Origin of the sequence: Streptomyces sp. NBC_01255 (assembly GCF_036226445.1) — a bacterium.
Classification (GTDB): domain Bacteria; phylum Actinomycetota; class Actinomycetes; order Streptomycetales; family Streptomycetaceae; genus Streptomyces.
On record NZ_CP108474.1, the window covers coordinates 5,905,884 to 5,918,418 of the forward strand.

A 12,535-nucleotide genomic window follows, 5' to 3' on the forward strand; every position below is an offset into this window, starting at 1 on the left:
AGCGGCGGTCGGGCCCTCCTGAACCCCGGTTCAGCAGCAGTCCCGGTCGCTGCTGAACCTCCGTTCAGCAGCGGACGCGGACCGCTCCTGAACCCCCGTTCAGCAGCGGAAATCACCGGAACCACCAGAACCACCGGGGCCGCCGTCGGTCACTTTCGACCCTCACCGACGGGCGGCGGCCCCGGGTACCAAAGAGAGACGGGGCGGACACCTTTGTGCGGAGGTGTCCGCCCCGTCGTATTTCATCCCGAACGCGGCCGCTCATTTTGCTTGATCGTCGATCAGATGTGAGTTCCTGTTCAATTTCGGCCGATTCAATTATTGGCCGTTGAACTTTTCTGTTTCCTCGCCGCAACTCTCCGCAAAGAACGGAGCGGGCGCGACCCCCGGATCCCCACCCGGAGGCCGCGCCCTTTACCGATGTCGGGCAGGTGAGCCGCAACCTCGCCGACCGCCGCCGGACGTGCAAAGCCCCCCACGGTCTTCGCCACGTCACCTCGGTCCTGAAGGTTTCCTGCCCGACCCGCACAGCTTTTCGTTTCTCCCCGATTGCCGCGATGCTTTTCAACTGTGGCTGAAACACCCTGGTAACGTGCTGTGATGCTGTGCATACTCGTCGTCGGGGGTGGTTGCGAGTGCACAGGTGGGGACGTCATGCTGCGGATTCATTTCACCGGAAACGACTTGGCGGGGGTGCGGACGGCCGCCAGGCCGGATGTTCTGTGGGAAACCATTCTCAGCTTTCACCGCTTAAGGGACCGGCGCGGATCCGTCGTCTACCGGGAATGGCGCTCGGACGCCCGGATGCGGCTCGGCGGTGAGACCCGTCTCCTCGCCGCCCTCGTTCCCAGCCGCGGCTATTTTCCCGACTTCCTGACGCCCGCCGAAGGCGTCACCGGCCTCGACGAGGGCCTCCGGGCGATCCGCGCGACCGACTCCGGCCGGCTCCGCGACGAGCTCTCCCTGCTCGCCGCCGACCGCTCCGGCGGCCGGACCGTGCCCCACTCGCTGCGCGCCCTCGCCGACGGCGGCGCGGAGCCCTTCGACCGGCTCGTGGGGGCCCTGCGCAGCTACCACCGGGCCGCGATCGAGCCGTACTGGCCGCACATCCGGGCCCGCGTCGAGGCCGACCGGGCCCGCCGCGGCCGGGCCCTGCTCGACGGCGGCGCGGACGAACTGCTCGCCTCGCTGCCGCCGATGCTGCGCTGGCGCGCGCCCGTCCTGGAGGCCGACTACCCGGTCGACCGGGACGTCCACCTCGACGGGCGGGGGCTGCTGCTCCAGCCCTCGTACTTCTGCCGGGGGACCCCAGTGGTGCTGCGCGACCCCGCGCTGCCGCCGGTCCTCGTCTACCCCGTCACCCACGGCGAGGCGCCGACCGTCCGCTCGCCGGGCGGCTCCTCGCTCGCCAAGCTGGTCGGCCAGACCCGCTCGGCGGTCTTGCACGCCATCGGGGACGGCGGTACGACGAGCGAGCTCGCGCGCCGGGCCGGGGTCTCGCTCGCCTCCGCGAGCCAGCACGCGGGCGTGCTCCGGGAGGCCGGGCTCATCGCGACCCTGCGCCACGGCAACGCGGTCCTGCACACGCTGACGCCGTTGGGCGCCGCCCTGCTCGGCGGCGCCCAACGGACGGTGGATCTGCGGAAGGCCGACCTGCGGACGGCCGACCTGCGCCGTTACGCGCGGAACGGGCCGGTCACCTCGTAGGTGATACCGCCCGAGGAGCTGCCCGTCGTACCGCGCTGGCTGGAGAAGTACAGCCGCTTGCCGTCGGGGGAGAAGGCCGGTCCGGTGATCTCGGAGCTGGACTGGCCCGTGATGCGGAGGAACGGGGCGACGACGTCGTCCGGGGTGATGACGCAGATCTCCATGTTGCCGCCGTCCTCGGAGACGAACAGGTCGCCGGAGGTGGTCCCGGTGACGTTGTCGACGCCGGTCAGCGGGGCGGTGCCGGAGACGAGCGAGTCGTCGTAGGCCAGCTCGTACGTGCCGGTGGCGAGGTTGACCTGCCAGACGCGGTTGTCGCCCTTGGTGGTGAACCAGACGGTGTCGTCCGCGTAGTAGCAGCCCTCGCCGCCGTTGAACTTCTTCGAACCGGACACCTGGGAGCGGGTCGCGGTCGGCGAGCCGTCCGGGTCCGGGACGTTCTGCCAGGTGAAGGAGCCGGAGCTGGCGGTTCCGGCGACCAGGACCTGGAGGGTGCCGGCGGAGAGGTTGCCCCAGGTGGTGGGGATGAAGCGGTAGAAGCAGCCGTTCGACTCGTCCTCGGTCAGGTAGATCACCTTGCGGACCGGGTCGGCGGCGGCGGCCTCGTGCTTGAACCGGCCCATCGCGTCACGGCGGTAGGCCGTGCCGCCCCAGGGGTTCGACTCGTAGACGTAGCCGAGGGACACCTCCTCGCAGGAGAGCCAGGTGTTCCACGGGGTGGCGCCGCCCGCACAGTTCTGGCGGGTGCCGGAGAGGATCCGGTACGCGCCGGTGATCGTGCCCGCGGAGTCGAACCGCACGGCGCTCGCGCCGCCGCTCGGGTTGATCTCCGAGTTCGACACGTAGATCCAGCCCGTGCCGTCGACGAAACAGGCGCCGCCGTCGGGGGCGTTGTGCCAGGTGTACGAGGTGCCTGTCACGGTCTGGCCGGACCGGGCGATGATCCGGCTGGTGAAACCGGCCGGCAGCTGGATGCCGTGGGAGTTCGCCGCGCCGAGCGCCCCGTACGGGCCCGCGCCGGGCTGGGCGGGCGCGGCGAAGGCCGCCCCGTGCCAGAGGCTGCCGCCGAAGGCGGCGGCGGAGGTGCCGATGACCGCTCCACGCAGGAAACTGCGTCGCTCCACGTCTCACTCCTGAAGAGGGTGATGAACCGCCCCGCCAAGCCGGTCGGCGGCGGGGTCGCGCGCTTCCGGAACCTAGGAGTACGGAGTTGACGGTGCATCAACAAGCGGTGAAGGGGAAGAGGCGGGCGCGGGGCGAAGCGCGGCGCCCCAGGTGGGAGCAGGGTGGCGCCGCAGGCGGGGAGGCGCAGGGCTTCGTCCGTGGACGCCTCGGCGGCCCGGGCTGCCGGGGCGCTCACCGACCGCACCCGGGACGTTCGGCACTGGGGGAGCGGGGCGCGGGCGGGGACACTGGGGGCATGCGCGCCACCCGGGACATCAGCGACCGTGACGACCTCGACGTGCTGCTGCGGCGCTTCTACGGCGCCGCCTTCGCCGATCCGCTCATCGGGCCCTTCTTCACCGAGATCGCCGGCACGGACCTGGAGGTCCATCTGCCGCGGATCACCGACTTCTGGGAGCGCGCCCTCTTCCGTACCGCCGACTACGGGCGGGACGCCTTCGCGCCGCACGCCGCCCTCCACTCCGCGCGGCCGCTCACCGCCGCCCACTTCGGCCGCTGGGTCCAGCTCTGGCACGCCTCCGTCGACGGCCTCCACCGGGGGCCGCGGGCCGAGCGGGCCAAGGCGCAGGGCGAGCGGATCGCCGTCGCGATGCTGCGCAGGCTCGCCGGACCGGACGCCGGGACCGGCGGCGGAGGCGGCGGATTCGTACCGTTGGCGGCGCTGGAGCTGCGCTCCGCGGCCTGAGCGAAAAAGATCCTCGGGAGAGCGATGAGTTACGGGCAGGACGCCCGTCTTACCTCGTGAAAGCGCCGGAACGCACCGAGCACCCCGGCCGCCCGACGGAAGAGAGAACGCCATGGCCCCGCAGATGATCTTCGTGAACCTGCCCGTGAAGGACCTCGACGCCAGCAAGGCCTTCTTCGTGAAGCTCGGCTTCTCGATCAACGAGCACTTCACCGACGAGACCGCCTCGTGCGTCGTCATCAGCGACACGATCTTCGCGATGCTGCTCACCGAGGAGAAGTTCAAGAGCTTCACCGCCCCGGGCAAGGAGATCTCCGACGCCACGAAGACCACCGAGGTGCTCGTCACGCTGAGCGCCGAGAGCCGGGAGAAGGCCGACGAGCTGGCCGACGCGGCCCTCGCCGCCGGTGGCGGCCCGGCGAAGGAGCCGATGGACATGGGCTTCATGTATGGCCGCTCCTTCACCGACCTGGACGGCCACCACTGGGAGGTCTTCTGGATGGACCCGGCGGCCGCCCAGGGCTGAGCCCCCCACGAGGGCCCCGGAGCCTCGGACTCCCGGACCCTCGGCGTACGTCAGGCGGAGACCCCGCCGTCGATCACCAGGTCGGTGCCGACGGCGGAGCCCGCAGCGTCCGAGGCGAGGTACAGGACCGCCGCCGCCACCTCCGCGGCGGACGAGATCCGGCCCAGCGGCGACTGCTCCTTCATCCGGACCGCCCGCTCGGCCTCGGTCTCGCCGGGCTGCAGCGACATCGAGGACTCCGCGGCACCCGGGCTGACCGCGTTGATCCGGACCCCGTCGGCGATGTGGTCCAGGGCCGCGGCCCTGGTGAGGGCCGAGACGGCCGCCTTCGAGACCTGGTAGCCGAAGACCCCGGGGATCCGGACGTGCGGACCCAGGTTGGACGAGATGTTCACGATCGCCCCGCCGCCGTGCGCCCGCATGTGCGCCACCTCGGCCTGGAGGGCGTGCAGCACCCCCGTCACGTTGATGTCGAGCAGCGTCTGCCAGTCCTCCAGGGGGAAGTCGGCCGCGCTGTGGCCGCCGCGGAAGACCCCGGCGTTGTTCACGGCGACGTCGAGACCCCCGAAGAGCTCGACCGTGCGCCGGACCAGCTCCCGCGTGGACGCGGCGCCGGACACGTCGGCCGTGACCGCGGCCGCGGTGCCCCCGGCGGCCTCGATCAGGGAGACCGTCGCGTCGAGGGGCTCGGCGCTACGGCCGGCGACGACGACCTTCGCGCCCTCGGCGGCGAAGGCGAGCGCGATGGCCCGGCCGAGGCCGGAGCCGGCGCCGGTGACGAGGACGGTGCGGTCGGTGAAGCGGGCGGATGATGCGGACATGTGAGTCGTCTCCCCTGTGAATGCTGTGAGTTGTGCTACTTGGTGCGGATCGTGGTGGCCGCCAGGACGGTGAACGCGACGGCCGCGGCCGCCAGCGACACCGCGTCGCCGCCGAGAGTGAGCAGGGCGGCGAAGACCACGGTCGGCCCGAGCTCCATCGCCGTGTTCAGGACGCCGCCCGCGAGCCCCGCGCGGTGCGCCGGGACGCGCTCGGTGGCGAGGACGGCGGCGCCCGCGAAGGACAGGGCGCCACCGGCCGCGAGCAGCACGAGGCCGGGCAGCAGCCCGTACGCGTACGGGACGGAGCGGTCGAGGGCGGTCGCGGCCAGCAGCCCGAGCCCGGCGCCGGCCGTGCCGAGCCCGGCTCCGGTCACCCGGCCGGGGCCGTACCGCCCGATGAGCGGGCCCGCGAGCCGGCCCGAGCCCAGCAGGGCGACCGCGAAGGGCACGAAGGAGCCGGAGGTGAGCAGCGCGGACCAGCCGCGCCCCTCCTGGAGGGCCAGGGACAGCAGGACGAAGACCGTGGCCGTCCCGGCCGCGGTGAGCCCGATCGCCGCGAGGCCCAGGACGCGGCGGCCGTCGCGCAGGAAGTCCGGCGGCAGGAGCGGATCGGCCGTCCGCCGTTCCACGGCCGCGAAGGCGGCGAGGAAGGCCAGTCCGGTGAGCAGCGGGACGAGGACCGGGGCGGAGCCCCAGGGGTGGGCGTCGGTGAGGACGAGCCCGAAGCTGGCGAGCGTGATCCCGGCCGTGGCGAGCAGCGCGCCGGGCAGGTCCAGGGCCCGGCCCGTACCGGGCAGGGTCGCGGGCAGCAGCCGGGGTGCGAGGAGCAGCGCCGCGAGGGTCACGGCGACCGGTACGGCGAAGGTGCCGCGCCAGGAGACGGCGGCCGCGATCACCCCGGAGAGCAGGTTCCCGGCGGTCGCGCCGAGCACGGAGAGCCCGCCCCAGGTGGCCATCGCCCTGCCGTACGCGGCCGGTGCCGGGAACAGCGCCCGGAGCACGGCCATCGCAGCAGGGGCGACGAGCGCAGCGCCGACGCCCTGCGCGAAGCGGGCGGCGAGCAGCGCCTCGTACCCCGGGGCGAGCGGTGCCAGGGCGGAGGCGGTGCCGAAGACCAGGAGCCCGGCCGTGAGGGTCCTGCGGCCGCCGAACCGGTCGGCGAGCCGCCCGCCGAGCAGGAGCAGCCCGGCGAAGGTCAGGCCGTAGGCGGCGCTCAGCAGGATCAGGTCGGCGCGGTCGAGTCCGAACTCGGCGCCGATGCGGGGGAGGGGGACGGCGAGGCCGGCGAGCGTGAAGATGAGCGTCATCTGCACGCCGCCGAGCAGGACGAACCCGCCGCGGGTGCGGGGCCGGTCGTGGCCGGCCGCTGCTCTGTCGTGCTCCCGTGTCCGCGTCGTCGCTTGCATGATCCGTCCCCCCTGAGTGGCTTTTGTACTTGACCGTACATTCCAATATGGGCCCCGGAGAAAGGGCGCCCCTGTGGGCGCCCGCTCCTCGGTCCGGCAGTCTTCAGTCCAACAGTTCCAGTGCCTGCTCCGCCGCGTCCAGGACCCTGCCCGGGTCCGTCGAGGCCTTGCCGACCACCCTGATCCCCTGGAGCAGGACGAGCAGCATCCGGGCCAGGGCGCGCGGGTCCCGGTCCGCCGGGAGCTCGCCCCCGGCCCGGGCCCGGGTGAGCGCCCCGTACAGGAGCGTCTCGACCTGCTCCCAGCTGAGCTCGACCCGGCGCGCGACGGCCACGTCGTGCGGGGCCAGCTCCGCCGCCGAGTTGGTGACGAAGCAGCCGTTCAGGCGCTCGCCCTCGGTCGCCGCCTGCGCGGCGAAGCGGCGGACGAGCCCGCGTACGGCCGGCAGGGCCGGGCCCGGCGTGGACAGCTCCTCGACGAGCTCCGGGTCGCGGGTCTCCAGGTAGCGGTCCATCGCCTTCATGTACAGGTCGTGCTTGTTCCCGAAGGTCGCGTAGATACTGGCGCGGCCCACACCGAGGTGCTCCACGAGGTCCGACATCGTCGTCGCCTCGTAGCCGCGCGCCCAGAACAGGTCGAGAGCGGCCTGGAGCGCGGCGTCGGGATCGAATTCCTTGGTCCTGGCCACGAAGAGACCGTACGTCTTTCTGGAACGACCGGTCAAGCTAGACGCTTCGGACGGGATACACCGCCACCGTGACCCCGTCGTCGTCAAGGCAGCGGCCCGTCTCCAGGTCGAAGCGCTGCTTCAGGAGCGGCGACGCCACGAACGGCCGCCCGTCCGCCGAGCCGATCAGCCCCCGGGACAGCACCTGCGCCCCGGTGAACGGGTCGCGGTTGTCGATCGCGTACGTCCGGCCCGACCGGTCCCGGAAGACCGCCGCCTGCCGGCCGTCCGGCAGCAGCGCCGCCACGCCCCGGCCCGGGGTCAGCCGGGACTCCTCGCAGACCGTCATCCAGGAGTCGGGGGAGGGGGAGAGTTCGAGCGTCGCGGAGGTGAGCGTCGTCGAGGTGAGTGCCGTCGAGGTGAGTGTCGTCGAGCCGGGCGTCGTCATCGGGAAGCCCCTTCCAGGGTGCTGTTCGTCGGGCCGAGCGTCAGGACCGTGAGGTCCGGCTTGATCTGGTCGCGCTCCGGCATGAACCGGACCGACGGGTCCGGCGCCTCCGGCGCGTTCACGAAGGAGACGAAGCGCCGCAGCCGGTCCGGGTCGTCCAGCGTCTGCGCCCACTCGTCCTGGTAGTCCGCGACGTGCGCCGACATCAGCGCCTCCAGCTCGTCGCACAGCCCGAGCGAGTCGTGCACCACCACGTCCTTGAGATGGTCGAGCCCGCCCTCCAGGCGCTCCAGCCAGGTCGACGTCCGCTCCAGGCGGTCCCCCGTCCGGATATAGAACATCAGGAACCGGTCGATCAGACGGACGAGTTCGGCGTCCGAGAGGTCCTGGGCGAGCAGGTCCGCGTGGCGCGGGGTCGCGCCGCCGTTCCCGCCGACGTACAGGTTCCAGCCGTTCGCCGTCGCGATGATCCCGAAGTCCTTCGACTGGGCCTCCGCGCACTCGCGGGCGCAGCCCGAGACGGCCGACTTCAGCTTGTGCGGGGCGCGCAGACCCCGGTAGCGCAGCTCCAGCTGGATCGCCATCTTCACCGAGTCCTGGACGCCGTATCGGCACCAGGTCTGCCCGACGCAGGACTTCACCGTGCGCAGCGACTTGCCGTAGGCGTGCCCCGACTCGAAGCCCGCGTCGACCAATCGGGTCCAGATCGAGGGGAGTTGGTCCACCCGCGCGCCGAAGAGGTCGATCCGCTGGCCGCCCGTGATCTTCGTGTAGAGGCCGAAGTCCCGTGCCACCTCGCCGATCACGATCAGCCTGTCCGGGGTGATCTCGCCGCCGGGGATGCGCGGCACGACCGAGTACGAGCCGTTGCGCTGCATGTTGGCGAGGAAGTGGTCGTTGGTGTCCTGCAGGGAGGCCTGCTCGCCGTCGAGGATGTAGCCGCCCATGCCGAGTGTCGGGGCGAGACTGGCCAGGATCGAGCCGACCGTCGGCTTGCAGACCTCGCAGCCCTCTCCGCCCTTCGCCCCGTCCCGCCCGTGCGAGTCGAGCAGCGCGGCGAAGGAGGTGATCCGGAGCGTGCGGGCGATCTCGTACAGCTCGCTGCGGTTGTACGAGAAGCAGCCGCAGAGCCCCTTGTCGGTGGCGGCCGGCAGCAGCTTCTCGATCACCTTCACGCAACTGCCGCAGCCCGTACCGGCCTTGGTGCACTTCTTCACCTCGGCCAGCGACTCGCACTGGCCGATCGCGTGCTTCGTGACGTTGTGGCAGGAGCAGATCACCGCGTCGTCCGGCAGGGCCGACGGGCCGAGCGCCACCGGTGCGCCCGCGCCCGCCGGGAGCACCAACTGCTCGGCGGAGACGGGCGGTACGGAACCGGTGAGCGGCCGGAGCAGCCCGTACTGCTCGGCGTCGCCGACCAGGACGCCGCCCAGCAGCACCCCGTCGCCGGAGATCACCAGCTTCTTGTAGACGCCCGAGCGGGAGTCGGAGTAGACGACGTCGAGGCAGCCCTCGGCCGTGCCGTGCGCGTCGCCGAAGGAGGCCACGTCCACGCCGAGGAGCTTGAGCTTGGTCGACATGTCGGCGCCCGTGAAGCCGTCGCCGGCCCCCGCCCCGTCGGCGATCGTCGCCGCCACCGTCTGCGCCATCTCGTAGCCCGGAGCCACCAGGCCGTACACCCGGCCGTCCACGGCGAGCGCGCACTCGCCGATCGCGAACACCGCCGGGTCCGACGTACGGCACCGCTCGTCGACCGCGATGCCGCCGCGCTCGCCGACGTCCAGGCCGCAGTCGCGGGCCAGTTGGTCCCGGGGGCGCACGCCCGCCGAGAACACGACCATGTCCGCGGCCAGTTCGGAACCGTCCGAGAGCTTCATCCCGGTCACGGCGCCGTCCGCCGTCAGGACCTCCTGCGTGCCCGTCCCCGTGTGGACGCTCAGGCCCATCCGCTCGATGGTGCGCAGGAGGGCCGCGCCGCCGCCCTCGTCGACCTGCACCGGCATCAGGCGCGGTGCGAACTCCACGACGTGCGTGTCGAGTCCGAGCCCCTTGAGCGCGCCCGCCGCCTCCAGGCCGAGCAGCCCGCCGCCGACGACCGCGCCCGTCGTCGCCGTCTTCGCGTACTCCTCGATGGCGAGCAGGTCCTCGATGGTGCGGTAGACGAAGCAGCCGCGGGCGTCCTTGCCGGGGACCGGCGGGACGAAGGGGTACGAGCCGGTGGCGAGGACCAGCGTGTCGTACGCGAAGACCTGCCCGGAACGGGCGGTGACCGTACGGGCCTCCCGGTCCACCGACTCCGCCGGGTCGCCGAGGTACAGCTCGATGCCGTGCTTCTCCAGGAACCCGGCCTCGACCATCGACAGGTCCTCGGCGCTCTTCCCCGAGAAGTACGAGGTCAGCTGCACGCGGTCGTAGGCCGGGCGCGGCTCCTCGCAGAGGACCACGATCCGGGCCCGCTCGGTGACGCCACGGTCGGCGAGCGCCTCCAGGAACCGCTGGCCGACCATTCCGTGGCCGACCAGGACGATCGTGGGGGTGGGCGCGGGCGTCGTCATGTCAGCGCTCATGTCAGGAGCCTCCGTCGTGGGTGAGCAGGTGCAGCAGAGGGGCCTCCGGGAGGGCTTCGTCGCCCTCCCAGGCCCGGGCGAGCGCGCCGACCGCGGCCAGGTCGCCGAGGAGGACGCCCCCGACGAGCCGGTCACCGCGGACGACGACCTTGCGGTAGGCGCCTTGGGTGGCGTCGGTGAGCTGGACGACGTCGTCGCCCGGCTGGGCGGTCGCGTCGCCGAAGGCGGCGAGGTCCAGGGGGTGGGGGCCGCCGAGGGTGAGGCGGGTGAGGGCGCGGGTGCCGGTGTACCGGGGGGCGGGGTCCGTTGTCGCCAGCAGCTCCGCCAGGACGTCCGCCTGTTCCAGGGCCGGGCCCGCCAGGCCGTAGACGCGGCCCTCGTGTTCCGCGCAGTCGCCGATGGCGTGGATGTACGGGTCGGAGGTGCGGAGTTCGTCGTCGACCAGGACGCCCCTGCCGACGTCGAGGCCCGCCTCCCGGGCCAGGGCCGTGCGGGGCCTGACCCCGCAGGCCAGGACCACGACCTGGGCGTCGAGGACGAAGCCGTCGGCGAGTTCGACCGCCGTCACCGCCCCTTCCCGCTGCCGCAGGCCGCTCACCCGGCACTCCGTGTGCACCTCGACGCCGAGGGACTCCACGTGGTCGCGCAGCAAAGCGGATGCCTGGACGTCGAGTTGGCGTTCCATCAGGCGCTCGCCCTGCTGGGTCAGGACGACCTCCGCACCCAGCGCGGCGAGCGCGCGCGCCGCCGAGACCCCGAGGAGCCCGCCGCCGATGACCACCGCCCGCACCCCGGGCCGGACGAGCGCGCGCAGCGTCAGGCAGTCGTCGAGCGTACGGAAGGGGTGGACGCCCTCCGGCAGCGCCGCCCCGCGCAGGCCGCGCAGCGGCGGCAGCACCGGGTTGGAGCCCGTGGCCAGGACCAGCCGGTCGTAGCCGACGAGGGAGCCGTCCGCGCACTCCACCGTCCGCGCCGCCCGGTCGATCCGTACCGCCCGCACCCCGAGCCGTACCGGCTCCCGGGTCCCGGGCAGGGCGATCACCTCGGGGGCGTACCGCCCGGCGAGGACGTCCGCGAGCAGCACCCTGTTGTACGGGGCGTGCGGCTCCTCGCCGAGGAGGGTGACGGGCAGGCGCTGGGCGAGCCGGGCGCCCGCCGTTCCGCCCCCGACCACCACGATCCGTGTACTCATACCGGGAAGCGTGCGCGGCCGGTGTTACCCGGCGGCATCCCGACTGTTTCCCGTACGGAACGCTGATCTCCGTCCCCGGTCCCGGGCGCTGTGAGGGCCGGCGGTCAGAGGGGTGGGCCGGCGGTCGCAGGGGGAGGCCGGCGGTCACAGGGGAAGGCCGGCGGTCAGAGGGGGACGGGTCCGACGTCGGCCGCGGTCTCGGCCAGTGCGCGGATGGTGGGGCTGTCGGCGGTGGAGCGCCAGATCAGGGCCAGGGGGAGGTCGGGGGCGTCGTGGACGGGCACGAACACGATGCCGGGGTGAGTGTTGTAGCGGGCGGCGAGCACGCCCAGCGGGTGGACGCACAGTCCGGCGGCCACCAGCGAAAGGATCTCGTGGAAGGTGTGCGCGACGGGCCCGCGGGGGATGCGGCGGCCGAGCGGTGTGCGCGTGGGGACCATGGAGGCGATCCAGTACTCGGGTGCGTCGGGGCCGAGGTCGGCGACGTGGTTGTCGGCGAGGTCCTCCAGGGACACCGTGTCGCGCCCGGCCAGCGGATGCTCCGCCGGCACGGCCAGGACGCGGCCTCCGGTGGCCACGGTGGGGCCGACGGTGAGGTCCGGTTCGGCGACGGGCAGCCACAGCACGTTCACGTCCGTCTCCCCGGTGCGCAGGGAGGTGAACGGGTCGCTGCCCACGACTTCGGTGAACTGCACGTCGCTGCCGGGGTAGCGGCTGCGGAACGCGTCGAGGAGCGGGCGGAGTTCGTATCCGAGCGTGCCGATGACGCCGAGCCGTATACGGCCCGCGCCAAGACCGGCCGCCTCGGCGCGGGCGAGTCCCGCTCGGAGGAGGTCGTGGGCCTGCTGGAGATCCTCGCGGAGGCGCCGGCCGACCGGGGTCAGGGCCACGCGCCGGCTGGTGCGGTCGAACAGTGCCGCGCCGATGCGCCGTTCCTGCTTGGCGATGGCCTGGCTGACGCGGGCCTGGGACACGTGCAGCCGCTCGGCGGTGCGGCCGAAGTGCAGCTCCTCGGCCAACGTCAGGAAGATCTCGATGTCTCGTAACTCCACGCATAACTCCCGAGTTATCGATCGCCCCACGAAGCGTACGTTGTTCCGCCGACGGCCTCCCTCGAACGCGGTCTACCACGATCGCTACCAACGCACCCCGGACGGCTGGAAGTTCGCCGACCGCGTCTACGAGGTGCGCTACCTCGACTCCACGCCCCTGGCGGGCTCGCCGCCCCGGAGTGGGCTACTCCCCACGGAGTAGTCGCACCGCCTCCCGCCGCGGGACGACCAGGGAGCCCGCGCGGCGGCATTCTGACTGTCACGCACCGGGGTGCCACG

At 72.7% G+C, this 12,535-nt stretch carries 11 protein-coding genes; 3 read left to right on the top strand and 8 right to left on the bottom strand.

From position 1 onward, the window contains the following. The first annotated feature begins 654 nt into the window (after positions 1-654). A complete protein-coding gene (locus OG357_RS26730) occupies positions 655-1,707 on the top strand; it encodes an ArsR/SmtB family transcription factor (protein WP_329623565.1) in 1,053 nt (350 codons plus the stop codon). Here the strand turns inward: OG357_RS26730 and OG357_RS26735 are convergent. Beyond that, positions 1,677-2,831, bottom strand: a complete 1,155-nt coding sequence (locus OG357_RS26735; protein WP_329623566.1) for an alkaline phosphatase PhoX — start codon at positions 2,829-2,831, stop codon at positions 1,677-1,679. The two genes, OG357_RS26730 and OG357_RS26735, sit on opposite strands and share 31 nt — an antisense overlap. A 296-nt stretch (positions 2,832-3,127) precedes the next feature. On the opposite strand from OG357_RS26735, the gene OG357_RS26740 reads away from it, so the two are divergent. Both OG357_RS26740 and OG357_RS26745 read left to right on the top strand, forming a co-directional pair. After that, entirely contained in the window at positions 3,128-3,577 is a 450-nt protein-coding gene (locus OG357_RS26740; protein WP_329623567.1) for a group III truncated hemoglobin, read from the top strand. 112 nt (positions 3,578-3,689) lie between these two features. Continuing rightward, the gene (locus OG357_RS26745; RefSeq protein ID WP_329623568.1) at positions 3,690-4,103 is read left to right on the top strand and encodes a VOC family protein; all 414 of its coding nucleotides are present in this window, start codon (positions 3,690-3,692) and stop codon (positions 4,101-4,103) included. Between the two features lie 50 nt (positions 4,104-4,153). Here the strand turns inward: OG357_RS26745 and OG357_RS26750 are convergent, their stop codons facing one another. The 7 genes from OG357_RS26750 to OG357_RS26780 form a co-directional block, all read right to left on the bottom strand. After that, on the bottom strand, positions 4,154-4,924 hold the full coding sequence (locus tag OG357_RS26750) for an SDR family NAD(P)-dependent oxidoreductase (protein ID WP_329623569.1): 771 nt from the start codon (positions 4,922-4,924) through the stop codon (positions 4,154-4,156). Between the two features lie 35 nt (positions 4,925-4,959). Next, the gene (locus OG357_RS26755) at positions 4,960-6,330 is read right to left on the bottom strand and encodes an MFS transporter (protein ID WP_329623570.1); all 1,371 of its coding nucleotides are present in this window, start codon (positions 6,328-6,330) and stop codon (positions 4,960-4,962) included. 103 nt (positions 6,331-6,433) lie between these two features. Continuing rightward, positions 6,434-7,018 (bottom strand): TetR/AcrR family transcriptional regulator, encoded by a 585-nt coding sequence (locus OG357_RS26760; RefSeq protein WP_317594980.1) that lies wholly within the window; start codon positions 7,016-7,018, stop codon positions 6,434-6,436. A gap of 37 nt (positions 7,019-7,055) precedes the next feature. After that, complete coding sequence (gene nirD, locus OG357_RS26765) at positions 7,056-7,445, bottom strand: nitrite reductase small subunit NirD (RefSeq protein WP_329623571.1); 390 nt, start codon at positions 7,443-7,445, stop codon at positions 7,056-7,058. Continuing rightward, a complete protein-coding gene (gene nirB / locus OG357_RS26770; RefSeq protein WP_329623572.1) occupies positions 7,442-10,012 on the bottom strand; it encodes a nitrite reductase large subunit NirB in 2,571 nt (856 codons plus the stop codon). The genes nirD and nirB overlap by 4 nt, the downstream gene beginning before the upstream one ends. 1 nt (position 10,013) lies before the next feature. Next, positions 10,014-11,204 carry an NAD(P)/FAD-dependent oxidoreductase gene (locus tag OG357_RS26775; protein WP_329623573.1) on the bottom strand — a complete coding sequence of 397 codons (1,191 nt, stop codon included), beginning with the start codon at positions 11,202-11,204 and terminating at the stop codon, positions 10,014-10,016. A gap of 164 nt (positions 11,205-11,368) precedes the next feature. Then, a complete protein-coding gene (locus OG357_RS26780; protein WP_329623574.1) occupies positions 11,369-12,256 on the bottom strand; it encodes a LysR family transcriptional regulator in 888 nt (295 codons plus the stop codon). Positions 12,257-12,535 lie beyond the last annotated feature (279 nt).

What these genes read in the sequence shown, in the direction of transcription:
- OG357_RS26730 (WP_329623565.1), top strand. Translation starts at nt 655, where the DNA reads ATGCTGCGGATTCATTTCACCGGAAACGACTTGGCGGGGGTGCGGACG.
- OG357_RS26740 (WP_329623567.1), top strand. Translation starts at nt 3,128, where the DNA reads ATGCGCGCCACCCGGGACATCAGCGACCGTGACGACCTCGACGTGCTG.
- OG357_RS26745 (WP_329623568.1), top strand. Translation starts at nt 3,690, where the DNA reads ATGGCCCCGCAGATGATCTTCGTGAACCTGCCCGTGAAGGACCTCGAC.
- OG357_RS26750 (WP_329623569.1), bottom strand. Translation starts at nt 4,924, where the DNA reads ATGTCCGCATCATCCGCCCGCTTCACCGACCGCACCGTCCTCGTCACC.
- OG357_RS26755 (WP_329623570.1), bottom strand. Translation starts at nt 6,330, where the DNA reads ATGCAAGCGACGACGCGGACACGGGAGCACGACAGAGCAGCGGCCGGC.
- nirD (WP_329623571.1), bottom strand. Translation starts at nt 7,445, where the DNA reads ATGACGACGCCCGGCTCGACGACACTCACCTCGACGGCACTCACCTCG.
- nirB (WP_329623572.1), bottom strand. Translation starts at nt 10,012, where the DNA reads ATGAGCGCTGACATGACGACGCCCGCGCCCACCCCCACGATCGTCCTG.
- OG357_RS26775 (WP_329623573.1), bottom strand. Translation starts at nt 11,204, where the DNA reads ATGAGTACACGGATCGTGGTGGTCGGGGGCGGAACGGCGGGCGCCCGG.